This is a genomic window from Pseudomonas sp. DR208, assembly GCF_019823005.1.
In the GTDB taxonomy this organism is placed as follows: Bacteria; Pseudomonadota; Gammaproteobacteria; order Pseudomonadales; family Pseudomonadaceae; genus Aquipseudomonas; species Aquipseudomonas extremorientalis.
The window spans coordinates 6,182,204-6,206,253 of record NZ_CP081944.1 but is presented as its reverse complement, the minus strand read 5'-3'; the positions used below and the strand labels follow the sequence as shown (position 1 = coordinate 6,206,253).

Below are 24,050 nucleotides of genomic sequence, written 5' to 3'. Positions count from 1 at the left end.
TTCGGATTGTGTATCAGCAAACCCTACGACGATGCCCGAAGGCAGCAGGTCTTGGGCGCTATTGAACAGGTCCGGGTAAATATGGGTGCCACTCTCAGGGCACTTTTTGCCGCTCGCGCTAGTCTTAGCGTGGATCGCTGTGACGCAAGTCACCGCACCTGTCTACGCTATCCTTGTGCGAGACTCACGCAGGAATCCAGCGCAATATGAATGTCCTGATCGTTGATGACGAACCCCAAGCCCGCGAGCGACTGAGCCGTCTGGTCAGTGAGCTCGAGGGTTATGCAGTATTAGAGCCGAGCGCCACCACGGGCGAAGAGGCGTTGACGCTGATCGACAGCCTCAAGCCGGATGTGGTGTTGCTCGATATCCGCATGCCGGGCCTCGATGGCTTGCAAGTGGCGGCCCGATTGAGCGAGCGAGAGTCGCCACCTGCCGTGGTGTTTTGCGCAACCGGTGAAGAGTTTTCCACGGAAACGCTGGAAGCCAGCGGTGTCAGCTTCCTCATCAAACCGGTGGTGGGCGACGCCTTGCTCAAGGCCCTCAAAAAGGCTGAGCGCCCAACCCGCGTCCAGCTTGCCGCCCTGACTCAGCCTGCCGCCCAAAGTGGTAACGGGCCACGCAGCCATATCAGCGCCCGTACCCGTAAAGGCATCGAACTTATCCCGCTGGGTGAAGTGGTCTATTTTATTGCCGATCACAAGTACGTGACGCTGCGTCACCAGGGCGGCGAAGTGCTGCTCGATGAGCCGCTCAAGGCGCTTGAGGATGAGTTCGGCGACCGCTTCGTGCGTATCCACCGCAACGCGCTGGTGGCCCGTGAGCGCATCGAACGTTTGCAGCGCACGCCCCTGGGGCATTTCCAGCTTTTCCTCAAAGGCCTTAACGGCGACGCGTTGATCGTCAGCCGACGGCATGTGGCCGGTGTGCGCAAGATGATGCAGCAGCTTTAGCCCAAGGGTTGTAGCGAGGCCTGCATTCCATATCCCGGTGCGAGGTGGCCAGGGAGGCCCCGCACTTGCTGATTCAAATCAAAGCGTATTTGCCTGAGCTGTTATTATCTGCCGTATCTATTCAGTACGGATTGATCCATGTCCTCTCGCGAAATCCGCATCGCCACCCGTAAAAGCGCCCTGGCCTTGTGGCAGGCCGAATACGTCAAAGCACGCCTTGAGCAGGCCCACCCTGGCCTCAAGGTGTCCCTGGTGCCCATGGTCAGTCGTGGCGACAAGCTGCTCGACTCGCCACTGTCGAAGATCGGCGGCAAGGGCTTGTTCGTCAAGGAACTGGAAACCGCGCTGCTGGAAAACGAAGCCGACATCGCCGTGCATTCGATGAAAGACGTACCCATGGACTTTCCAGAAGGCCTGGGCCTGTTTTGCATCTGTGAACGTGAAGACCCGCGTGACGCCTTCGTTTCCAATACTTATGCATCGTTGGATGAGTTGCCTTTGGGCAGCATCGTCGGTACGTCGAGCCTGCGTCGCCAGGCGCAGTTGCTGACTCGTCGTCCGGACCTGCAGATCCGCTTCCTGCGTGGCAACGTCAACACCCGCCTGGCGAAGCTGGATGCCGGTGAATATGACGCGATCATCCTCGCCGCCGCCGGCCTGATCCGTCTCGGTTTTGAAGACCGCATCACCTCGGCCATCAGCGTCGAGGACAGCCTGCCCGCCGGTGGGCAAGGCGCCGTTGGCATCGAATGCCGTACCGCCGACCGAGAAATCCACGCCCTGCTCAAACCTCTTGATCACCAGGATACCGAAGTACGCGTCACGGCCGAGCGCGCCCTGAACAAGCACCTCAACGGTGGCTGCCAGGTGCCGATCGCCTGTTACGCCGTGCTCGAAGGTGAAAACCTGTGGTTGCGTGGCCTGGTGGGTGATCCGGAGGGTGGCACCCTGCTGACTGCCGAGGTCCGTGGCCCGCAACGTGATGCCACGGCCCTCGGTATCCAGGTGGCTGAAGCGCTGCTGGAGAAGGGCGCCGGTGCCATTCTGCAAAAAGTCTACGGCGAGGCCGGCCCGCAGTGACCGAATGGCGTGTGCTGCTGACGCGGCCTGCCGAGGAATCGATGGCCCTGGCGGCCAAGTTGTCCGATGCGGGGGTTTTCAGCAGCAGCTTGCCGTTGCTGGATATTGAGCCGCTGCCGGTCACTCCTGAACAGCAGGCTGTCTTCCATGACCTGAGCCGCTACTGCGCGGTGATCGTAGTAAGCAAGCCGGCGGCGCGACTTGCGGTCGCGCAGCTGGATCGCGCATGGCCGCAGTTGCCATGGTTCAGTGTCGGCGCCGCCACCGCGCAGGTATTGGCTGATCACGGCCTCACCGTTCACTATCCCCCCACTGGCGACGACAGCGAGGCCTTGCTTCAATTGCCTGCGTTGCGCGAGGCTGTCGCACGCCCTGATGCCCAGGTCTTGATCCTGCGAGGCGAGGGGGGGCGTGAGCTGCTGGCGGAGCGTTTGCGTGAGCAAGGTGCTAGTGTCGACTATCTGGAGTTGTATCGCCGTTTCCTGCCGGCCTACGACGCCGGGGTACTGATGCAACGCATCCAGTTGGAACGCTTGAACGGCCTGGTGGTCAGCAGTGGGCAGGGTTTTCTACACCTGCAAGCCCTGGCCGGAGCCGATTGGCCGCAAGTGGCACAGCTACCGTTGTTCGTGCCGAGCCCGCGAGTCCAGGAGATGGCGCGGGCCGCCGGTGCAGAAAAAGTTGTGGATTGTCGTGGTGCGAGTGCCGCGGCTTTGTTAGTGGCGATACGGAGCTATACCGTTCCCACTCTCTGAAACGCAAAGGACGGATACGTGAGCGAAACAGCCTTGCCTAAAGATGAAACCCAACCCGCACTTGATGCGCCGGTTGAGTCACCGGTCACCGCGCCGCGCCGTGGCAATGGCCTGGCAATCGTCGCCCTGCTGCTCGGCGCCGCCGGTGTTGCCGCGGGCGGTTGGGGGATCTGGCAGGTCCGCGCCCTGCAGGCCAGCAGCCAACAGCAGTTGGGCCAGGTGCAGACCCTCGATGACCAGTCCCAGTCCCTCAAGCAAAGCCAGCAACAACTGGCGGCGCGCGTGGCGCAGTTGCCGGGTGCGGATGAGCTTGAGGAGCGCCGTCGTTTGGTGGCCCAGTTGCAGGGCGACCAGCAACGTCTGAGCCAGCGCCTGGAAACCGTGCTGGGCGCCAGCCGCAAGGACTGGCGTCTGGCCGAGGCCGAACACTTGATTCGCCTGGCGAGCCTGCGTCTGTCTGCCCTGCAGGACATCAACAGTGCGCAGGCGCTGGTGCAGGGTGCCGACGAGATTCTTCGCGAACAAAGCGATCCCGGCTCCTACGCGGCACGCGAGCAATTGGCCAAGAGCCTAGCTGCGCTGCGTAGCACCGAGCAGCCGGACCGCACCGGGCTGTACCTGCAATTGGCGGCCTTGCGCGACCAGGTCGTGCAGTTGGCGGCCATCGCCCCCGAATATCAGCTGACCGAGCCGGCCTCCCAAGGCCGCCCGACCACGGACACCGAAAGCCGCTGGAGCCAATGGTGGGAGCAGATTTCCCGCTACTTCCGCATTGACTTCAACCCGGATGACAACATCCGCCCGCTCCTGGCCGGCCAAGGCTTGAACCAGGTGCGCCTGGCCCTGAGCCTGGCCCTGGAGCAAGCACAATGGGCCGCTCTCAATGGCGAGTCGGCAGTCTATAGCCGCTCCCTAGGAGAGGCGCGCAGCGTCTTGCAGGACAACTTCAACCAGGACAACCCACAGAGCAAGGCGATGCTGGCGCGTATTGCAGAGCTTGAGCCCAAGGCGGTGTCGGTGGTGACGCCGGACCTGGCTGCGAGCCTGGCGGCAGTGCAGGCGTACCTTGAGCGGCGTCATCTGTCTGCCGACGAAGCCAAGGCGGCGGCGACGCCGGCGAAGCAGGAGTAGAGCTGATGAAACGTTTCTATGTGGTCCTGGTGCTGGCGATTGCCATCGCGCTGGCGCTGGCGGTGGGCATTTCGAAACACACCGGTTACGTGCTGGTCACCTACCCGCACGTGCTGCATTACGAGTCAAGCCTGTGGGCGACCGTGGTGGCGGTGTTTGCCATCGGTTTGACGATTTACCTGATCCGCGTGCTCCTGAGCCTGGTCACCACTTCCGGTGGCGTGGTCAACCCGTGGTCGCGGCGCAACCGCAGCCGCCGCGTGCAGATCGCCATCGAACAAGGCCAGATGGACCTCGCCGAAGGCCGCTGGGCCAGCGCCGAGCGCCACCTGCACCGCGCTGCCGAAGCCGAGCGTCAGCCACTGCTGTACTACCTCGGCGCGGCCCGTGCTGCCAATGAGCAGGGGCGCTACGAAGAGTCCGATGGTTTGCTGGAGCGTGCCCTGGAGCGTCAGCCCCAGGCCGAGCTGGCGGTTGCCTTGAGCCATGCCCAACTGCAACTGGACCGTGGTGATACGGAGGGTGCGCTGACCACCTTGCAGGCGATGCACGAACGCCATCCCCATAACGCGCAGGTGCTGCGCCAATTGCAGCGCTTGCATCAGCAGCGGGGCGACTGGTCATCGGTGATCCGCCTGTTGCCGGAATTGCGCAAGGACAAAGTCCTGCCCGCCAGTGAACTGGCCGAGCTTGAGCGTCGTGCGTGGGGCGAGAACCTCAGCCTCGCAGCCCAACGTGAAGAACAGGGCGAGGCCGGCTTGCAGTCCCTTGAACGGGCTTGGCAACAACTGACATCCGCTCAGCGTCAGGAGCCGCAATTGGTCCTGGCCTATGCCGAGCAATTGCGTCAACTGGGCGCCGACGCCAAGGCTGAGGAAGCATTGCGCGGCGCCATCAAGCGTGGTTACGACAGCCACCTGATCCGGCTGTATGGTCTGTTGCGTGGCAGCGATCCGGCCCGGCAGCTGAAGTTTGCCGAAGGTTGGCTGAAGGATCATCCTGGCGATGCCAGCCTGCTGCTGACGTTGGGCCGTCTGTGCCTGCAAAACAGTTTGTGGGGCAAGGCGCGAGACTATCTGGAAAGCAGCCTGCAGGTGCAGCGTAACCCTGAGGCCTGCGCCGAGCTGGCGCGCTTGTTGGCCCAACTGGGTGACACCGAGCGCAGTAACCAATTGTTCCAGGAAGGGCTGGGGTTGCTGGATAACCGTTTGCTGGCTTCACCGTTACCCGTCCCGGCCCGGGTTTGAGGCAGGAAGACAGGCGAGGGTTGGCTCGGATATGTTTGGCAGCCAATCCCTCAGGACCTCAGAAAGCAGCTATCAGCGAGATTGTGGGCAAAGTCCGACGCTCTGTTGTCTAAAGTCTTCCATCTTCTGGCGGGATCTCCTTAACCTCTCGCGGAATCGTCTGCTCCAGCATGTATTGAAAGCGGTCAGGCCTTTCCTCTACCGTAGCGACCTATCTTTCGCGATGCGGATAAAGCATGTCTTTGGCCCCTTCACGCTCCTTGTATGTCCTTGCGTTCCTGGCGGGTGCGCTGACATTGGGCGCCTCGTTTTACCTCGAGTTCGGGGTCTCGTTGCGTCCTTGCTTCCTGTGCCAGATGCAGCGGGGTTTCCTGGCCGGTTTCACATTAGTCAATCTGGTCGCCGCCCTTCATAACCCCAAGCGCTCGGTTATCTGCCTGTATGGGCTGGCGAGCATGGGCTTCGCACTGCTGGGTGCCATTACCGCCGTACGCCAGGTACTGCTGCAAAACGCCGCACCGGGACAGTCGGCTGATTGCTGGCCCAGCCTGCATTACATGATCGAAAACCTGTCGTTTTGGCAGGCTCTGCAATTGACCGTCAAAGGCACCGTCGACTGCGTTGAGATCAACTGGACGCTGTTTGACTTGAGCCTGCCGGAGTGGAGCCTGCTGTTCTTCATTGGAATGTTGATATTGGGCGTCATGCAATTTTCACAGCTGTTTTTGAGCCAACGTTTGCGCCCGGCGAGGCGCTGATATCGGGTCGCAGTTTGTAGGACGGGATTAAACACTTGTATGAACTTTCTCTCCTGCGTACCTTGAAGCCATAGTCATGCGGGCATAATCTGGCCCGCACGTGTAGTTCAAACCGTTTGTCAGACGCGGCCTTGTCCGGCTGCTGCTTTATCCTTGAAGTGTTGCGCGGGCACCAGGCGGCAGCGCCCCTATTAGGGAAGAGAGATCATCATGCTGGAAAGTTGTCAGAATGCTCAGGAACGCTGGGGTGGGGTGCACAAGCTGATCGACAGCTGGTTGAAGGCACGTCACGAACTGGTTCGGGCCTTTGATGCTCTTGGCGCCAAGCCTGAAGCACTGGCCGAGAACCGTGAACCGTTGCAGGACTTTTGTGGTGTGTTGGTGGACTACGTGTCAGCCGGCCATTTCGGTGTCTATGAGCAACTGACCAAGGAGGCCGAGGCCTTCGACGATCAGCGTGGCCTGGATTTGGCGGAAACCATTTACCCGCGTATCGACGTCATCACTGAAAAGCTGCTCGAGTTCACCGACCTGTGTGATGCCGGTAACTGCGTGGCGGATAAATTCAAGGAATTGGGCGCGTTGCTTCACGAACGGTTCGAGCTGGAAGACTGCCTGATCGAAGTGCTGCACAACGCTCACAAGGAAGAGTCTGCTACCCAGGCTTGATCCGCGATAATAGCGGTACAAAAAACGGTGCGCATGGCGCACCGTTTTTTATTGCCTCAGTGTCGGGTACCGAGCAATTCGATCTCGAACACCAGGGGTGTATAGGGCGGGATCAACTCGCCGGCACCGTCGGCGCCATAGGCCTGGGACGATGGAATCACCAGGCGCCATTTGGCGCCCACCGGCATCTGTTGCAACGCGCTGCTCCAACCGCTGATCACACTGTCCAGGCGAAACCATTGAGGTTGCGCGCTCTGGTCGAACACTGTCGCATCGGGTAGCCGTCCCACGTACTTCACTTGAACCTGGTCGCTGGCCTTCGGCTTGTCGCCAGTGCCTGGGGTGAGCTCGGTAAGCAGGATTCCATCCGCCAACTCGCGCACACCCTTTGTGGCTTTTTCTTTGCTCAGGAATTGTTGTTCGGCCGCGAGTGCTTTTTCGCTTTGAGGTGCCTGCGCGTCAGCTTCGCTTTGTGCTTCGTGCTGGGCAAGAATCTGTTCGATGCGTGCGTTGTCCAGCGCCAGGGGTTTGCCTTGATAGGCTTGTTTGAGGCCTTCGACCAGCGCCTGGATCTGCAAGTCGGGAACCTCCTGGCGCAGGCGTTCGCCGAGGCTGGCGCCCAGGCTGTAGGCGAGGTCGTGCTGGTTCTGGTCGGTGTTTTTTACCGGCGATTGTTCGCTCGCATTGGCCACCGAAATCGCCAGGCCAAGCACAAGAAAAAGGTAACGCGACATGGGCATCCTCCCGCCGAAAGTGCGACGGATTATGCCAGTGTGGTGACGTAAAAAGTGCCGCGTATTTTCGTTATCTCGATAAGAATTTTCTCACGGTGCAACGCCAGGCAAACGATACTGTCAACATGCCCTAGCGGCGGTAAGAGCAGAGGGCTAGTATGAGCCGCACCCACGTCAGCCAGGAGGTAAACCATGTCGGCCAAACAGAAGCCTGTTAATACCCCGTTGCATTTACTCCAACAACTCTCGGGCAGCTTGCTCGAACATCTGGAAAGCGCCTGTTCCCAAGCGTTGGCCGATGCAGAAAAACTGCTCGCCAAGCTGGAAAAACAACGCGGTAAAGCGCAAGAAAAGCTGCACAAATCCCGTACCAAACTGCAAGACGCCGCTACTGCCGGCAAGGCCAAGGCACAAGCCAAAGCCAAAGACGCTGTCAAAGAACTTGAGGACCTGCTGGACGCCCTCAAGGATCGCCAAGCTGAAACCCGCGCCTACATTTCCCAACTGAAAAAAGATGCTCAGGAAAGCCTGAAACTGGCTCAGGGCGTAGGTCGTGTGAAGGAAGCCGTGGCTAAGGTGTTGGGTGCTCGTACCCCAGCTAAAGCTGTTGCAGCGAGCGCGGCGAAGAAGCCGGCGAGCAAAGCTGTTGCTGCCAAGGCACCCGCTAAAGCCGTAGCAAAACCTGCTGCTGCCAAGCCAGCTTCTAAAACCGCTGCTGCAAAACCAGCCGCCAAGCCAGCCGCTAAAACGGCTGCTGCAAAACCAGCCGCCAAGCCAGCCGCTAAAACGGCTGCTGCAAAACCAGCCGCCAAGCCAGCCGCTAAAACGGCTGCTGCAAAACCAGCCGCCAAGCCAGCCGCTAAAACGGCTGCTGCAAAACCAGCCGCCAAGCCAGCCGCTAAAACGGCTGCTGCAAAACCAGCCGCCAAGCCAGCCGCTAAAACCGCTGCTGCAAAACCAGCCGCCAAGCCAGCCGCTAAAACCGCTGCTGCAAAACCAGCCGCCAAGCCAGCCGCCAAGCCAGCCGCTAAAACCGCTGCTGCGAAACCAGCCGCCAAGCCAGCCGCTAAAACCGCTGCTGCAAAACCAGCCGCCAAGCCAGCCGCTAAAACCGCTGCTGCAAAACCAGCTGCCAAGCCAGCCGCTAAAACCGCTGCTGCGAAACCAGCCGCCAAGCCAGCTGCTAAAACCGCTGCTGCGAAACCAGCTGCCAAGCCAGCGGCCAAACCTGCTGCTGCGAAACCAGCCGCCAAGCCAGCAGCCAAACCTGCTGCTGCCAAGCCAGCAACACCTGCTGCCGCCCCGGCTGCAGCCACCGCTCCAACTGCACCGGCCAGCAGCACGCCTGCCCCGGTAGCGCCAAGCACCACCCCAACCAGCGCTTCCTAAGTGCTGGTGGCCGCGACGCGCAGCTGCTGCAGCGCGTCGCGGTCAAGGTTGGCGGTATCCTCAGCCGCCAGTCCTTCCAACCATCGTTGCTGACCCTGCGCATCGCCTGTCGGCCATGTTTGTGCCAACGCTTCCAGGCGCTCCAGCAACTGCCGTTCGGCGTCCAGCTCCAGGGCCTTGACCCGTTCGCGTAAGCCCGCCAAATCCTGATCCTGCAGCGCCATGGCGCGCCATTGCATGCGCACCTGTCGTAACGGTTTGATTACGTGTGTCTGCCAAGACCCGGCGATCTGTTTCAGCGCCTGCATGCGCTCGGCGGTCGCTATCACCGCACGCTGCTCGAGCCACGCACCACACAGCAACAGGCACACGTCCGCACCTTGCTCCTGCAAACGCAGGCAAGCGGCCTCGCACCCTGAGCGGGCGTAAGTCGAGAGGGCAAAGCTCCACAGGTCAGCGCACATATTCACACCCAAGCCAGCGGCCAACGAAGCTGGTAGACTCCGCCGCCATTATGATCCGACTTCAAAGCCTAACATTACAGCGTGGTCCGCAACGTCTTCTCGAAGACGCCGAGTTGACCCTGCACGCCGGTCACAAAGCCGGCCTGATCGGTGCCAACGGCGCCGGCAAATCCACGTTGTTCGCTCTGTTGCTGGGTGAGCTGACCCCGGATTCCGGGGACTGCCTGCTGCCAGCCGACTGGCGCATCGCCCATATGCGCCAGGAGATCGACACCCTCGACCGTATTGCAATCGACTACGTGCTCGATGGCGATCTGCGCCTGCGTCAGGTGCAACACGACCTGGCCGAGGCCGAGGAAGCCCAGGACGGCGCCGCACAGGCGCGCCTGCACTCGGAACTCGACAGCGCCGACGGCTATACGGCTGACGCCCGTGCGCGCAAAATGCTCGCCGGCCTTGGCTTTACCAACGAACAGATGGACCGCCCCGTCGCCGACTTCTCCGGCGGCTGGCGCATGCGCCTGAACCTGGCGCAGGCGTTGATGTGCCCGTCTGACCTGCTGCTGCTCGACGAACCGACCAACCACTTGGACCTCGATGCGATCCTGTGGCTGGAAGACTTCCTCAAGAATTATCAGGGCACCTTGCTGTTGATCTCCCATGACCGGGATTTCCTCGACGCCGTGGTCGACAACATCGCCCACGTCGAGCAGAAAAAGATCACCCTCTATCGTGGCGGCTACACTGCGTTCGAACGCGCCCGCGCCGAACGCCTGGCCCAGCAGCAACAGGCTTACGAGAAGCAGCAGGCGCAACGTGCGCACATGGAAAGCTACATTGCCCGCTTCAAGGCCCAGGCCACCAAGGCGCGGCAGGCCCAGAGCCGGATCAAGGCCCTGGAGCGAATGGAAGAGCTGTCGGCGGCCCACGTCGACTCACCGTTCGACTTCGTGTTCCGTGAGTCGGTGAAGATCTCCAGCCCGTTGCTGGATCTTTCCGATGCGCGTCTGGGCTACGGCGACAAGACCATCCTGGAAAAAGTGAAGCTGCAGCTTACGCCGGGTGCGCGTATCGGTTTGCTCGGCCCCAACGGCGCGGGCAAGTCGACGCTGATCAAGAACCTGTCAGGCGAGCTGTCGCCATTGGCTGGGCGTCTGACCCGTGGCGAGAACACTGTGGTGGGTTACTTCGCCCAGCATCAGTTGGACTCGCTGGACGCCAAGGCCAGCCCGTTGCTGCACTTGCAGCGCCTGGCGCCGACCGAGCGCGAACAGACCCTGCGCGACTTCCTCGGTGGTTTCGACTTCCGTGGCGCGCGTATCGACGAGCCGGTGCTGAATTTCTCCGGCGGCGAAAAAGCCCGCCTGGCCTTGGCGTTGATCGCCTGGGACCGTCCGAACCTGCTGCTGCTCGACGAACCGACCAACCACCTTGACTTGGAAATGCGCCTGGCGCTGACCATGGCCTTGCAGGAGTTCAGCGGTGCGGTACTGGTGGTGTCTCACGATCGCCACCTGCTCAAGAGCACCACCGACAACTTCCTGCTGGTGGCGGACGGTAAAGTCGAAGAGTTCGACGGCGACTTGGATGACTATGCGCGCTGGCTGACGGATTACCGCCTGCGCAACGCGCCGGTCAGCAACACCCCAGTCAACCCGGACAAGACCGACAAGAAAGCCCAGCGCCAGGCCGCCGCCGCGCTGCGTCAACAGCTGGCGCCGCACAAGCGTGAAGCCGACAAGCTGGAGGCCGAGCTGGGCAAGGTGCATGAGCGCCTGGCCAGGATCGAAACCAGCCTGGGCGACAGTGCCGTCTACGAGGCGGCCCGCAAGGACGAACTGCGCGACCTGCTGGCTGAGCAGGCCAAGCTCAAAGTACGCGAAGGGCAATTGGAGGAAACCTGGATGGAGGCCCTCGAATTGCTGGAAACCCTGCAAGCGGAGCTGGAGGCGCTGTCCTGATGGAAGCGTTGCAACTGCCGATACCGACGCAGTGGGTCGAACCCGTATGGGTCGGCGTGCAAATCCTGCTGATCCTGCTGGCCGGCTACCTCGCACAGCGGTTTGTCGCCAAGGGCCTGACTCGCCTGGGTGAGCGCTATCCGTTCCCGCCGCAATTGCTGATGCCACTGCGCGGTGGCTTGCGCTGGCTGATCATGGGCAGTGCGCTGATCTTTGTGCTGGGTCGCCTGGGCGTGTCCGCCACGGTGTTGTGGACGGCACTCTCCGGGTTTGTCGCGGTTGCCGCCGTGGCGTTCTTCGCCATGTGGTCGGTGTTGTCCAACCTGCTGTGCGCCATTCTGATTTTCACCGTCGGGCCCTTTCGCCTGGGTGACATCGTCGAACTGGTGGATACCGTCGACAAACCGGGCGTGAAGGGTCGGGTCGTGGCGATCAACCTGCTCTATACCACGTTGGTCGAAGTGGCAGAGGCCGGTACCGACAGTGCGATGGTGCAGGTGCCCAACAGCCTGTTCTTCCAGCGCTCGGTGCGCCGTTGGCCAGGTACCCATGTCTTTCCGGGCGACCGCTAGTATTCACATCCTGTAAAAATCTATAGCCATCCTTTGGTCGGCGGAGTTAGCTTAAGGCACAACAGCAAACTCCCTCCTGAGGTGTGTAATGGCACTCGATACGTGGCTGGCCTTTTTCCTGGCCAGTTGGATCATCTCCCTTTCCCCTGGCGCTGGCGCCATCGCCTCGATGTCCAGCGGCCTGCAATACGGCTTCCTGCGTGGTTACTGGAATGCCATCGGCCTGCAACTGGGCCTGGCGATGCAGATTGCCGTGGTCGCGTGCGGCCTGGGTGCCATTCTGGCGACATCCTCCACCGCTTTCTATGCGATCAAATGGTTTGGCGTGGCGTACCTGGTGTACCTGGCCATCAAGCAATGGCGCGCCCTGCCCATGGACATGACCGATGACGCGGCCGTGCGCCCGATCGGTAAACCGATGGCGATGATGTTCCGTGGCTTCCTGGTCAACGCCAGCAACCCCAAGGCCCTGGTGTTCATGCTGGCGGTCCTGCCGCAATTCGTGAACCCACAGGCGCCGCTACTGATCCAGTACCTGATCCTGGGTGCGACGATGATCTGCGTCGATATGGTGGTGATGGCGGGGTATACGGGCTTGGCGTCGAAGGTGTTGCGCCTGTTGCGCACGCCTAAGCAGCAGAAACGGATGAATCGTACGTTTGCGGGGTTGTTTGTGGGGGCTGCGGGTTTCCTGGCCAGCTTGCATCGTGCCACGGCCTGACTGACGAAACGGGATTGAAAATGGGGGAGGGGCACGCCCCTCTTCCACATGGGTGTTGATACCCACCCTCCAACTGTTCTGAAAACTACCTTGCCTCAACCCACGACAAATCACTTGTGCCTTGAGTCAAACGCTTTAACGTTTGACAATGTGTTACTTCGTATTTCCCTTTGAGATTCATTCATGACTGCCCCTTTTCGCTTTCTCGCCTGGCTGGTTTTGCCGGCGTTGATGTCGTGCAGCTTCAATCTGTTGGCCGCGACGGCCGAGGGTGCCCCACAAGCCCTGCATTTGCTGGATTACATTGGTGCTGACTACCCAGCGACGGTGGAGGCGGGCAAGGTAATCGATGAATCCGAATACCGTGAACAGCTGGAGTTTCTCGGGGTGTTGCAGGGCCTGGTGGCAGAGCTGCCGCAGCGCCCGGAACGCGCGGCGTTGGTCAAAGGCGTCGACGAACTGTCAGCGGCTGTAACCGGCCATCAGGACGGTACGACAGTCGCCCGCCAAGCCCGTCAGTTAGGTGCCCAACTAGCCGTGGCCTATGAAGTCAGCCAGGCCCCGGCGATCACCCCTGATCCAACACGAGGCGCGCCGCTCTATGCCCAGCATTGCTCGGTGTGCCACGGCACCGCAGGTGCGGGTGACGGCCCGGCCAGCGTGGGCATGACGCCACCACCGGCCAATCTGCGTGACGCCGTGCGCTTGGATCGCCTGAGCCTCTACGCGATCTACAACACCCTGGGCCTGGGTGTTGAAGGCACCGACATGCCGTCTTTCGCCGACCAACTGGACGACCGCCAGCGCTGGGACCTGGCTACCTACATCGCCGGCTTTACTGCCGACCCGGCGGCTGCAAAAAGCGAGCAACCGTTCAACCTCGCCGACTTGGCCCGCCAGACCCCCAATGAAGTACTGGCGGCCAACGGCCCAGCCGCCGCCGCTACGTTCCGCGCCCAGCGTGCGCAGCCGCCGCAGGTCAAGCGTGGCCCGGCGCAGTTGCTCGACTACACCGCGGCCACCCTGGACAAGAGTCTGGCGGCGTTCCAGAAGGGCGATCATGAGCAGGCCTACGACCTGTCTGTGGCTGCGTACCTGGAAGGTTTCGAACTGGTAGAAAGCTCGCTGGATAACGTCGACGCCAACGTGCGCAAGGACACCGAAAAGGCGTTGATGGCCTACCGGCAGTCGTTGCAGGACGGTCTGCCGGTTGAACAGGTGCAACAACGCCTGGACGTGGCCAAGGGCAAACTTACCGAATCCGCCGGCCTGCTTGGCGGTGATGGCTTGAGTTGGTCGCTGAGCTACATCTCCGGTTTGCTGATCCTGTTGCGTGAAGGCCTGGAAGCGATCCTGGTGCTGGCGGCGATCCTTGCGTTCCTGCGCAATACCGGCCAGCAATCGGCGGTGCGCAGCGTTAACGTCGGCTGGGGCCTGGCGCTGCTGGCGGGCCTGGCGACCTGGGCATTGGCCGCGTATGTGATCGATGTGAGCGGTGCCCAACGCGAATTGCTTGAAGGCTGCACGGCGCTGTTTGCCAGTGTGATGGTGCTATGGCTCGGCGTGTGGATGCACGACCGCCGCCACGCCGCCGCCTGGCAGGACTACATCAAGAGCAGCCTGGTAGGCGGCGGCGGGCGCTTCGGTTTTGCGGTGCTGGCGTTCTTCTCGGTGTACCGCGAGCTGTTCGAAGTGATCCTGTTCTACGAAACCCTGTGGCTGCAAGCCGGCCCGGCCGGGCATAACGCGGTGCTGGCGGGTGGCGCCACGGCGCTGGTGCTGTTGGTGGGCTTGGCGTGGGTGATCCTGCGGGGTTCGGCGAAGCTGCCGCTGGCGTTGTTCTTCGGCATCAACGCGGCGTTGCTGTGTGCGCTGTCGGTGGTGTTTGCCGGGCATGGGGTGAAGGCGCTGCAGGAGGCCGGCATCTTCGGCACCCGGCCGGTGGCGTTCTTTGATTTCGATTGGCTGGGCATCCACGCCGATGCGTACTCGTTGAGTGCACAGGCGGTGGCGATCCTGGCGATTGTGGTGCTGTACGGTCGCAGCCGTCTTGCCGAAAAGCGCCGGGTGGTTGCCTGAGCATGCGGGTGTGGATCGATGCCGACGCCTGCCCTCGGGCAGCCAAGGACCAGGTGGTGAAGTTCGCCCTCAAGCGCCAGTTCGAAGTGGTGTTGGTGGCCGGTCAGAGCCAGATCAAGCCGAGCTTCTCGTGTGTGAAGCTGATTGTGGTGCCCAGCGGCCCGGATGCGGCGGATGACTACCTGGTGGAGCACGCGGAGCCCGGGGAGCTGGTGATCTGCAGCGATGTGCCGCTGGCTGACCGCCTGGTAAAGAAGGGCGTTACGGCGCTTGATCCACGTGGCAAGGAGTTCAGCCCCGCCAACATGAGTGAACGGTTGGCGGTGCGCAATCTGTTCACTGATCTGCGTGAGCAAGGCCAGATGGGGGGCGGGCCACCGCCCCACGGGGAGAAGGAAAAGCAGGCGTTTGCCAATGCGCTGGACCGCATTCTTACACGCTTGATGCGCCAACCCTGATCCGTGGCGAGCGGGCTTGCCCCGCGTTGGGCGGCGAAGCCGCCCCAATTCAAGCGATGCGGTGAGTCTGTTAGACCATGGCTGCAGGTTTTAGGGCTGCTGCGCAGCCCAACGCGGGGCAAGCCCGCTCGCCACAACAAGCCGAGTCACCTACAAGCCTGCTCACCATAGGTGGGGCTATCAGTCGTTCTCGTGGGTCAGTTCCAGCACCCGATCCACCAGCTTGTTGATCCCTGAAGCGACCTCGCTGATGTTCTTGCCGAGCATATAGGCCGGGGTGCTCACCAGCTTGCGTGCCTTGTCTTCGACGATATCTTCCACCCCGCACTCCTGGTGGGTAGCGCCCATCTTGTCCAGTGCGGCGGCGGTGTCGGCGCAGTTGCCGATGGTGCAGGTCACACCGGGGCCGTAGATTTTCGCCGCCAGGGCCGGGGAGATGCAGATCAGGCCCACGGGCTTGCCCGCTTCGGCAAAGGCTTCGGCCAGTTCCAGCACCTGCGGGTTGACGCTGCAGCTGGCACCCTCCACGGCAAAGTTCGAGAGGTTTTTCGCCGCGCCAAACCCACCGGGCACGATCAGCGCATCGAAATCGCCGGCGTTGGCTTCGCGGATATCCTTCACGTCACCCCGGGCGATCCGCGCCGACTCCACCAGCACATTGCGCGACTCGGGCATCTCTTCGCCGGTGAGGTGGTTGATCACATGCAGTTGCGCAATATCCGGGGCAAAGCATTGGACCTGAGCGCCACGCTGGTCCAGGCGCAGCAAGGTGATCACGCTTTCGTGGATCTCTGCGCCGTCGTACACGCCGCAGCCGGAAAGGATCACTGCAATCTTTTTGCTCATGGGCATTTCTCCTGGGGTCTTGGCGTTAAATGTCTACTAATTTGTCATCTGTTGCCAATGGGATCTCACGCCGCTGCACCTAATCTTGATGTAACAAAAATAGACCGGACCAGACCATGGACTTCGTGCCTTACGCGGTACCGTTTTTCATTGCCTTGATCGTTGTGGAGTTGCTTGCCGACCGTTGGCGCGGCGAGCGTAACTACCGGGTGGCGGATGCCATCAACAGCCTCAGCACCGGGGTGCTGTCCACCACCACGGGGCTGCTGACCAAGGGCGTGGGGATTTTGACCTACGCGTTCGCCCTCAAGCATCTTGCCGTTATCGATCTGCCGGCCCACAGCGTCTGGACCTGGGTGTTCGCCTTCGTGTTCTACGACTTCTGCTACTACTGGCTGCATCGCATGGGTCACGAACGCAACATCCTGTGGGCCGCACACTCGGTGCATCACCAGAGTGAGGACTACAACCTCAGCACTGCACTGCGCCAGACCAGTACCGGCTTCCTGCTGAGCTGGATTTTCTACCTGCCCTTGGCCGTACTCGGCGTGCCATTGGTGGTGTTTATCAGCGTGGCATCGCTGAATTTGCTCTATCAATTCTGGGTGCACACTCGGCACGTGCCGAAGCTCGGCTGGTACGAGTGGTTTTTCGTCACGCCATCCAATCATCGGGCTCACCATGCACAGAACGCTCTCTACATGGATCGTAACTACGGCGGTGTGTTCATTATTTGGGACCGGCTGTTCGGTACCTTCCAGGAGGAGGACGACAACGAACCGGTGATTTTCGGCGTAACCACGCCGTTGGCCAGTTGGAATCCGCTGTGGGCCAACCTGCAGTTCTATGCCCAGTTGTGGAGTGATGCGCGGCGCACCGAGCGTTGGTGGGACAAGCTGCGCATCTGGTTCATGCGCACCGGTTGGCGCCCGGCGGACGTAAAGGCCAAGTACCCGATGGCCAGGCACGACCTGAGCCAGTTCCGTAAATTCGACGTGCCGCTGGACGTGCGTCAACAGGTGTACATCGCACTGCAATTTGCAGCCTATGTGGGCTTTGGCAGCTATCTGATGAATTTCGGCGAAGGTTTGCCCACGGCGGCACTGATCCTCGGTTGGAGCGCCATGGCGCTGGGGCTGTTTACCTTGGGGGTGGCGCTGGAGAACCGGCCGTGGGCGTTGAAGGCCGAGCTTTCGCGGCTGGTGCTGAACGTACCGCTGGTGTGGCTGGCACCGTTGGTCGGGTTATGGCCGGCCAGCAACCTGGGCTGGCTGGGCCTGCTGAGCTACAGCTTGCTCAGTGTGATTGGCCTCTACTGCTGCAGAAGCCGGTTTACTCGACTGGTGTCTTAGGCGGCTCGACCGGGTCCGGTTCTGCCGCGAGCCGGGCCTTGGCGTCGGCGCAGGCCTCGCGGGCGATGCGTGCATTCTTGATGCGACGGCGCAGCCACAGGCCGAAGCCCAGTATCAGCAAGGCACCCAATACCCAAAGCTCGTATTTCTTGATGCTGCCCAGCATGCCTTCCAGTACGGCGCCGAAGTGATAGGCCGCAGCGCCCAAGGCCAAAGCCCAGATCGCAGCGCCAATACCGTTGAGGATCAGATAGCGCAACGGCGGATAGCCGGACAGGCCGATCGCCACTGGCATGACGGTGCGCAACCCGTACACGAAGCGAAAGCTCAGTACCCAGATATCCGGGTGCTTGCGGATATGCTCCAGTGCCTTGTCACCCATCAATTGCCAGCGTGGCTTGCGCGCCAACAGCTTGCGGCCGTGTCTGCGGCCCATGTAATACCAAAGCTGATCGCCGGCGTAGCTGCCGAAAAAGGCAACGACCACCACCAGGTTGATATCCATGTATCCACGGAACGCCAGGAAGCCTGCGAGAACCAGAATGGTCTCGCCTTCAAAGAAAGTGCCCAGGAAGAGCGCAAAGTAGCCGAAGTCATGCAGGAATTGTTGAAGCATGGTCTGGGGTGCTGGCGAAATGAACGCGCAGCCTACGCCTTCATGAAGATTCATGAAAGTATCGAGATGTGTCACGAAGTGAACAATTCCTACGGAAATACCGAATGCGACTACAGGTCGCATCCTTAAGCACAACTGTAATACCTTCGTCATAATGGCCGCTTATAACTGCAACGCTCGCCCGTAAACCCGGGCTCAGGAGTCTGTCGTGAGCTTTACCCCTGCCAATCGCCTGTTCCCCGCCACTCGTCTGCGTCGCAATCGTCGTGATGATTTTTCTCGCCGTCTGGTGCGTGAAAACGTGCTGACGACCGATGATCTGATCCTGCCGGTGTTTGTGCTGGACGGGGAAAATCGCCGGGAAGCGGTGGCTTCGATGCCGGGCGTGGAGCGCTTGACCATTGATCTGCTGCTTGAAGAAGCCGCTGGTTGGGTCGAGTTGGGGATTCCGGCCTTGGCACTGTTTCCGGTCACGCCGTCTGAACTCAAGTCGCTGGATGCTGCCGAAGCCTGGAACCCGGACGGGATCGCCCAGCGCGCCACCCGTGCCCTGCGCGAGCGTTTTCCGCAGCTTGGGGTGATCACCGACGTGGCGTTGGACCCGTTCACCACCCATGGACAGGATGGCATTCTTGACGAAGACGGCTATGTTCAAAACGACATCACCGTCGATGCGCTGGTCAAGCAAGCCTTGTCCCATGCGGCAGCCGGCGCCCAGGTGGTTGCCCCGTCGGACATGATGGACGGCCGCATCCAGGCGATTCGTGAAGCCCTGGAGCTGGCCGGCCACGTCAACGTGCGGATCATGGCCTACTCGGCCAAGTACGCCAGCGCCTATTACGGCCCGTTCCGCGATGCGGTGGGCTCGGCGCTGAACCTGGGCAAGGCCAACAAGGCCTCGTACCAGATGGACCCGGCCAACAGCCATGAAGCCCTGCACGAAGTGGCGGCCGACCTGGCCGAAGGTGCTGACATGGTGATGGTCAAGCCGGGTATGCCGTACCTGGACATCCTTTACCGGGTCAAAGACGAATTCAAAGTGCCGACCTTTGTCTATCAGGTCAGTGGCGAATACGCCATGCACATGGCTGCAATACAGAATGGATGGCTGAGCGAAGGGGTGATCCTTGAATCCCTGACAGCCTTTAAACGCGCCGGGGCTGATGGCATCCTGACCTACTTCGCCGCCCGCGCCGCACAATTGCTTAGAGAGCAACAATAGCCCTCACAGGAACACTCGATGAATACCGAAGGACTCACAGAAGTTGCCGTAAAAGACGCTCACCCGGTGGTTGAACAAGTCACCGAGACCCCGCCGGAGCATGAGCCCGCCGCGGCCGTCGTGGTGGCCGAACCGCCCGTGCCGGCCCCGGTAGCGGCGGTGACCAACCTGGATGACAGCAGCCTGTACATCCACCGCGAGCTGTCACAACTGCAATTCAACATCCGTGTGCTGGAACAAGCGCTGGATGAGTCCTACCCGCTGCTGGAGCGGCTCAAGTTCCTGCTAATCTTCTCCAGCAATCTGGATGAGTTCTTCGAAATCCGCGTGGCCGGCCTCAAGAAGCAGATCACCTTCGCCCGTGAACAGGCCGGCGCCGACGGCCTGCAGCCGCACCAGGCCCTGGCGCGCATCAGCGAGCTGGTGCACGGCCATGTGGACCGTCAGTACGCGATCCTCAACGACATCCTGCTGCCGGAGCTGGAAAAGCATCAGGTCCGTTTCATCCGTCGCCGTCACTGGACCACCAAGATCAAGACCTGGGTGCGTCGCTACTTCCGCGACGAGATCGCGCCGATCATCACCCCGATTGGCCTGGACCCGACTCACCCGTTCCCGTTGCTGGTGAACAAGAGCCTCAACTTCATCGTGGAGCTGGAAGGTATCGACGCCTTCGGTCGCGACTCGGGCCTTGCAATCATCCCGGCACCCCGTTTGCTGCCACGGATCATCAAGGTACCGGAAGAGGTGGGGGGCGCTGGCGATAACTATGTATTCCTGTCGTCGATGATCCATGCGCACGCCGATGACCTGTTCCAGGGCATGAAGGTAAAAGGCTGCTACCAGTTCCGCCTGACCCGTAACGCCGATCTGGCGCTGGACTCCGAAGACGTCGAAGACCTGGCCCGTGCCCTGCGCGGCGAGCTGTTCTCGCGGCGCTACGGCGATGCGGTGCGCCTGGAAGTGGCCGACACGTGCCCGAAACATCTGTCGGACTACCTGCTCAAGCAGTTCAACCTGGGCGAGACCGAGCTGTATCAAGTCAATGGCCCGGTGAACCTGACGCGCCTGTTCAGCATCACCGGCCTGGACAGCCATCCGGAGCTGCAATACACGCCGTTCACCCCGCAGATCCCGAAACTGCTGCAAAACAGCGAGAACATCTTCAGCGTGGTGAGCAAGCAGGACATCCTGCTGCTGCACCCGTTCGAGTCCTTCACCCCGGTGGTCGACCTGCTGCGCCAGGCCGCCAAGGACCCGCATGTGTTGGCCGTACGCCAGACCCTGTACCGTTCCGGCGCCAACTCGGAAATCGTCGATGCCTTGGTCGACGCCGCGCGTAACGGCAAGGAAGTCACCGCGGTGATCGAGTTGCGTGCGCGGTTCGACGAAGAGTCCAACCTGCAACTGGCCAGCCGTCTGCAAGCAGCCGGTGCGGTGGTGATCTATGGCGTGGTCGGCTTCAAGACCCACGCCAAGATGATGCTGATCCTGCGCCGTGAAGCCGGCGAGATCGTGCGTTACGCCCACTTGGGCACCGGCAACTACCACGCCGGCAACGCCAAGCTCTACACCGACTACAGCCTGCTGACCTCCGACGACGCCTTGTGTGAAGACGTCGGCAAGCTGTTCAGCCAGTTGATCGGTATGGGCAAGACCTTGCGCATGAAGAAGTTGCTGCACGCGCCGTTCACGCTCAAGAAGGGCATGCTCGACATGATTGCCCGCGAGACTCAGTTCGCCCTCGACGGTAAGCCGGCGCACATCATCGCCAAGTTCAACTCGCTGACCGATCCGAAGATCATCCGCGCGCTGTACAAGGCCAGCCAGTCCGGCGTGCGCATTGACCTGGTGGTGCGCGGCATGTGCTGCCTGCGCCCTGGCATTGTCGGGGTTTCGCACAACATTCATGTGCGCTCGATTATCGGCCGCTTCCTGGAGCACACCCGGGTGTTCTACTTCCTCAACGGCGGCGAAGAGCAGATGTTTCTCTCCAGCGCCGACTGGATGGAGCGCAATCTCGATAAGCGCGTAGAAACGTGCTTCCCGGTGGAAGGCAAGAAGCTGATCATGCGGGTCAAGAAGGAACTGGAAAGCTACCTCACCGACAACACCCACAGCTGGAGCCTGCAGTCGGACGGTCGCTACGTGCGCAACACGCCGACCGGCAACCAGAACCCGCGCAGTGCGCAGGCGACGTTGCTGGAGAAGTTGGGTAGCCCGATTCTGACGGTGAACTAAAACCCTGCGGGGTTTAAAAATGTGGGAGGGGGGCTTGCCCCCGATGGCGGTGTGTCAGTCACCAAATACTTGGACTGATCCACAGCTATCGGGGGCAAGCCCCCTCCCACAATTGTTTTGCAGAGTTCTTCAGATCAGCGCAGGTTCAGGCTGAACCCCACCCGCTTCAGCCACTCCGCTTCCAGGGCAAAGTCCGCCTGGGTCAGCTGGTTCTCATCCAGCCAGCCTTTCGGGAATACCACATCCAGGCTGTCGCCGTCGGCGCGCAGGGTCACTTGGGGCATTGCCTGGGTGCCACGGATGTGGTGGAACAGGATCGCAAAGCGCAGCAGCACGCACAGGCGGATCAGCTTGATGCCTTCGTCGCCGAATTCAGCAAATTTGTCCTTGGGGATGTTACGGCGATGGCCGCGCACCAGCAGGGCCAGCATTTGCTGGTCTTCACGGGAGAAGCCGGCCAGGTCCGAGTGCTCGATCAGGTAGGCGCCGTGCTTGTGGTAATGGTAGTGGGCGATGTCCAGGCCCACTTCATGCACCTTGGCGGCCCAGCCCAGCAACTCGCGCCAGACGCCGTCTTCCAGGTCCCAGTCCTCGGCCACCTGGTCGAAGGCGTGCAGGGCTTTGCGCTCCACGCGGGCGGCTTGTTCCAGGTCGACGTGGTAACGCTCCATCAACGAAGTGAGCGTGCGCTCACGCACGTCTTCGTGGTGATGGCGACCCAGCAGGTCATAGAGCACGCCTTCACGCAGGGCGCCGTCGCAGTGGTCCATGCGTTGCAGTTCAAGAGCATCGAAGATCGCTTCGAGAATCGCCAGGCCGGCCGGGAAGATCGCGCGACGATCAGGCTTGATACCGTCGAAGTCGATTTTCTCGGCATCCCCCAGCTTGAACAGCTTGCGCTTGAGCCACGCCAGGCCCTCGGCGTTGACCTCGCCGGTGCCATGGCCGCCCGCTTTCAGTGCCAGGCCGATGGCGCGGATGGTACCGGACGAGCCGATGGCTTCATCCCAGGTCAGGCGGTGCAGGGCGTGCTCGATGCTCATGATTTCCAGCCGCGCCGCGGTGTAGGCCTGGGCGTAGCGTGCCGGGGTGATCTTGCCGTCTTTGAAGTAACGCTGGGTGAAGCTGACGCAGCCCATCTGCAGGCTTTCGCGCAGCAACGGCTCGAAGCGCTGGCCAATGATGAATTCGGTACTGCCGCCGCCGATGTCGGCGACCAGGCGTTTGCCTGGTGTATCGGCCAGGGTGTGGGACACGCCCAGGTAGATAAGACGGGCTTCTTCACGGCCGGAGATGACTTCTACCGGGTGCCCGAGGATCTCCTCGGCGCGGCGGATGAATTCACCACGGTTACGCGCTTCACGCAACGCGTTGGTGCCGACGATTCGAACGGCGCCCAGGGGCATGCCGTTGATCAGTTGCGCAAACCGCTTCAGGCAATCGAGCCCGCGTTGCATGGATTCTTCGTTGAGCTGGCGCTCGTCGTCGATCCCGGCAGCCAGTTGCACTTTCTCTCCGAGCCGCTCAAGGATGCGGATTTCACCGTTCTGGGCCTTGGCCACGACCATGTGAAAGCTGTTGGAGCCCAGGTCGATGGCGGCGATCAGGGACAGATTCTTGGCTTGGGATTGCGGCATGGTTTGAGGTCTCGGTCGATAACCTGACCATCGTGCCACGATCGACCGCTGGAGCCAACGCGTAGTGCTTGGGGAATTTTCCTGAGGTCGTCTGTAGGTAATTCTTTTGGGACAGGTAGGTTGCTGTTTCGCACTCTGTTAGAGAAGTTTCTGAGCGTTGTAGGAGCTTTTAACTTTGCCCTGTGGGACGGTTAATTGTGATTTCGCCTACAAGTTAGTTTCGGTTTTCTTTTCGTGGCCTGATTCGGGACTACTTCTGAGGTACGCGATACTGACAAATTATTTGTAGGGCTCCGACAGTAATTAAGGTGTTGTCTTATTCTTTAATTAGTTTCCAACGAGACACACTGTCACTTGGCAATTGTGCCGTGGCGTTATTTATTTATGGTTTGTTCTACAAGGCAGAAATAAATACGCCAGCTAACTTTTAGTGATAGGTCGAACATGAAGAAAATTGTTGGATTGGCTCTCGGTATCGCTTGCCTCGCCGCGGCTGTGGGTGCACAGGCAACGACGGTTGCCGAATTGAAGGTCACAGGCACGATCAAACCTGCCTCCTGTAACCTCCGCATGACCGGAGAGGGCATTGTCAGTTACGGTAATATTCTCTCGAGCTCCTTGTCCCAAGGGAGCCCGACGCCGCTTCGGGAGCTGACCACTCCAGTGACGATCAATTGCGGCACAGGTCACACCCCGTTCGGGCTGACCTTTAACGACCTGCAGTCGACCAGCAGGGTGCCAGGCATCTTGAATTCGCTCGGCCAAGGTCATAGCGAGATTCATAATTTTGGCTTGGGTACGGTAGCGGGTAAAAACACCGGCGGTTATGCAATCACGCTCAGAGACCTGCAGTCACCAGGCGCAACGCTTTCTCTTATTACGCGTGGCAGCGATGTCGGTGCCTGGCTGAACAGTGATGGCAAGGTCGCAAGACTGCCAAGTCAGTATTCCTGGCGCAGCGGTACGACCCTCGTTCCGGCTTCGCTCTCCCAGATGACCGGGACTATCGCCGTCAGGGCCGTTATCAATAAAGCTCAAGACTTGACGCTGACCCGCGATGTCCTTCTTGAAGGGCGCGCCTCGCTGACATTGGTTTACCTCTAAGCGGTTTAACTGTAGCCGATCAAAAGGCAGGCGCTTTTTGATCGGCTGTTTTCATATGGGC

22 protein-coding genes are annotated in these 24,050 nt (G+C 60.9%); 17 read left to right on the top strand and 5 right to left on the bottom strand.

Annotated elements, in window-relative coordinates:
- Positions 1–206: 206 nt before the first annotated feature.
- From K5K89_RS28185 to K5K89_RS28160, 7 genes are all read left to right on the top strand, one after another.
- A complete protein-coding gene (locus K5K89_RS28185; RefSeq protein WP_071488041.1) occupies positions 207–953 on the top strand; it encodes a LytR/AlgR family response regulator transcription factor in 747 nt (248 codons plus the stop codon).
- A 138-nt stretch (positions 954–1,091) separates the two neighbouring features.
- Positions 1,092–2,033: a hydroxymethylbilane synthase gene (gene hemC, locus K5K89_RS28180; protein WP_071488040.1), complete on the top strand. Its 942-nt coding sequence runs from the start codon at positions 1,092–1,094 to the stop codon at positions 2,031–2,033.
- Positions 2,030–2,788, top strand: coding sequence for a uroporphyrinogen-III synthase (locus K5K89_RS28775; protein WP_261400831.1), 759 nt, complete (start codon positions 2,030–2,032; stop codon positions 2,786–2,788). The genes hemC and K5K89_RS28775 overlap by 4 nt, the downstream gene beginning before the upstream one ends.
- A gap of 18 nt (positions 2,789–2,806) precedes the next feature.
- A complete protein-coding gene (locus tag K5K89_RS28770) occupies positions 2,807–3,919 on the top strand; it encodes a uroporphyrinogen-III C-methyltransferase (RefSeq protein WP_071488038.1) in 1,113 nt (370 codons plus the stop codon).
- Between the two features lie 5 nt (positions 3,920–3,924).
- Positions 3,925–5,166 carry a heme biosynthesis protein HemY gene (locus K5K89_RS28170; protein WP_222540632.1) on the top strand — a complete coding sequence of 414 codons (1,242 nt, stop codon included), beginning with the start codon at positions 3,925–3,927 and terminating at the stop codon, positions 5,164–5,166.
- A 236-nt stretch (positions 5,167–5,402) separates the two neighbouring features.
- The gene (locus tag K5K89_RS28165) at positions 5,403–5,924 is read left to right on the top strand and encodes a disulfide bond formation protein B (RefSeq protein WP_071488036.1); all 522 of its coding nucleotides are present in this window, start codon (positions 5,403–5,405) and stop codon (positions 5,922–5,924) included.
- A 210-nt stretch (positions 5,925–6,134) separates the two neighbouring features.
- Entirely contained in the window at positions 6,135–6,593 is a 459-nt protein-coding gene (locus K5K89_RS28160; RefSeq protein ID WP_058424204.1) for an Rsd/AlgQ family anti-sigma factor, read from the top strand.
- Between the two features lie 56 nt (positions 6,594–6,649).
- Here K5K89_RS28160 and K5K89_RS28155 read toward each other — a convergent pair whose 3' ends face one another.
- Entirely contained in the window at positions 6,650–7,327 is a 678-nt protein-coding gene (locus tag K5K89_RS28155; RefSeq protein WP_222540631.1) for an FKBP-type peptidyl-prolyl cis-trans isomerase, read from the bottom strand.
- 192 nt (positions 7,328–7,519) lie between these two features.
- On the opposite strand from K5K89_RS28155, the gene K5K89_RS28150 reads away from it, so the two are divergent.
- Positions 7,520–8,716, top strand: coding sequence for an AlgP family protein (locus K5K89_RS28150; protein WP_222540630.1), 1,197 nt, complete (start codon positions 7,520–7,522; stop codon positions 8,714–8,716).
- On the opposite strand, the gene K5K89_RS28145 is transcribed toward K5K89_RS28150, so the two are convergent.
- The gene (locus K5K89_RS28145; protein ID WP_071490479.1) at positions 8,713–9,180 is read right to left on the bottom strand and encodes a TIGR02444 family protein; all 468 of its coding nucleotides are present in this window, start codon (positions 9,178–9,180) and stop codon (positions 8,713–8,715) included. The two genes, K5K89_RS28150 and K5K89_RS28145, sit on opposite strands and share 4 nt — an antisense overlap.
- A 50-nt stretch (positions 9,181–9,230) precedes the next feature.
- On the opposite strand from K5K89_RS28145, the gene K5K89_RS28140 reads away from it, so the two are divergent.
- From K5K89_RS28140 to K5K89_RS28120, 5 genes are all read left to right on the top strand, one after another.
- Positions 9,231–11,141, top strand: a complete 1,911-nt coding sequence (locus K5K89_RS28140; RefSeq protein WP_071490478.1) for an ATP-binding cassette domain-containing protein — start codon at positions 9,231–9,233, stop codon at positions 11,139–11,141.
- Positions 11,141–11,713: a mechanosensitive ion channel family protein gene (locus K5K89_RS28135; RefSeq protein WP_028618427.1), complete on the top strand. Its 573-nt coding sequence runs from the start codon at positions 11,141–11,143 to the stop codon at positions 11,711–11,713. Before K5K89_RS28140 ends, K5K89_RS28135 begins: the two co-directional genes overlap by 1 nt.
- An 88-nt stretch (positions 11,714–11,801) precedes the next feature.
- On the top strand, positions 11,802–12,434 hold the full coding sequence (locus tag K5K89_RS28130) for a LysE family transporter (RefSeq protein WP_028618426.1): 633 nt from the start codon (positions 11,802–11,804) through the stop codon (positions 12,432–12,434).
- Positions 12,435–12,617: 183 nt separating this feature from the next.
- On the top strand, positions 12,618–14,513 hold the full coding sequence (locus K5K89_RS28125; RefSeq protein ID WP_071490477.1) for an FTR1 family protein: 1,896 nt from the start codon (positions 12,618–12,620) through the stop codon (positions 14,511–14,513).
- Positions 14,514–14,515: 2 nt separating this feature from the next.
- Entirely contained in the window at positions 14,516–14,971 is a 456-nt protein-coding gene (locus tag K5K89_RS28120; RefSeq protein WP_071490476.1) for a YaiI/YqxD family protein, read from the top strand.
- A gap of 180 nt (positions 14,972–15,151) precedes the next feature.
- Here K5K89_RS28120 and elbB read toward each other — a convergent pair whose 3' ends face one another.
- On the bottom strand, positions 15,152–15,817 hold the full coding sequence (gene elbB / locus K5K89_RS28115) for an isoprenoid biosynthesis glyoxalase ElbB (protein WP_222540629.1): 666 nt from the start codon (positions 15,815–15,817) through the stop codon (positions 15,152–15,154).
- A 116-nt stretch (positions 15,818–15,933) separates the two neighbouring features.
- Here elbB and K5K89_RS28110 point away from each other — a divergent pair, with 116 nt between their 5' ends.
- Positions 15,934–17,169, top strand: coding sequence for a sterol desaturase family protein (locus K5K89_RS28110; RefSeq protein ID WP_222540628.1), 1,236 nt, complete (start codon positions 15,934–15,936; stop codon positions 17,167–17,169).
- Here K5K89_RS28110 and K5K89_RS28105 read toward each other — a convergent pair.
- Positions 17,150–17,785 carry a DedA family protein gene (locus tag K5K89_RS28105; RefSeq protein ID WP_071490485.1) on the bottom strand — a complete coding sequence of 212 codons (636 nt, stop codon included), beginning with the start codon at positions 17,783–17,785 and terminating at the stop codon, positions 17,150–17,152. The two genes, K5K89_RS28110 and K5K89_RS28105, sit on opposite strands and share 20 nt — an antisense overlap.
- A 208-nt stretch (positions 17,786–17,993) precedes the next feature.
- On the opposite strand from K5K89_RS28105, the gene hemB reads away from it, so the two are divergent.
- Entirely contained in the window at positions 17,994–19,007 is a 1,014-nt protein-coding gene (gene hemB / locus K5K89_RS28100) for a porphobilinogen synthase (protein WP_222540627.1), read from the top strand.
- An 18-nt stretch (positions 19,008–19,025) separates the two neighbouring features.
- Positions 19,026–21,248 carry a polyphosphate kinase 1 gene (gene ppk1, locus K5K89_RS28095; RefSeq protein WP_071490472.1) on the top strand — a complete coding sequence of 741 codons (2,223 nt, stop codon included), beginning with the start codon at positions 19,026–19,028 and terminating at the stop codon, positions 21,246–21,248.
- Between the two features lie 134 nt (positions 21,249–21,382).
- Here ppk1 and ppx read toward each other — a convergent pair whose 3' ends face one another.
- The gene (ppx, locus tag K5K89_RS28090; protein ID WP_071490471.1) at positions 21,383–22,885 is read right to left on the bottom strand and encodes an exopolyphosphatase; all 1,503 of its coding nucleotides are present in this window, start codon (positions 22,883–22,885) and stop codon (positions 21,383–21,385) included.
- A gap of 444 nt (positions 22,886–23,329) precedes the next feature.
- Between ppx and K5K89_RS28085 the strand changes: the two genes are divergently transcribed.
- On the top strand, positions 23,330–23,989 hold the full coding sequence (locus K5K89_RS28085) for a DUF1120 domain-containing protein (RefSeq protein ID WP_222540626.1): 660 nt from the start codon (positions 23,330–23,332) through the stop codon (positions 23,987–23,989).
- Positions 23,990–24,050 lie beyond the last annotated feature (61 nt).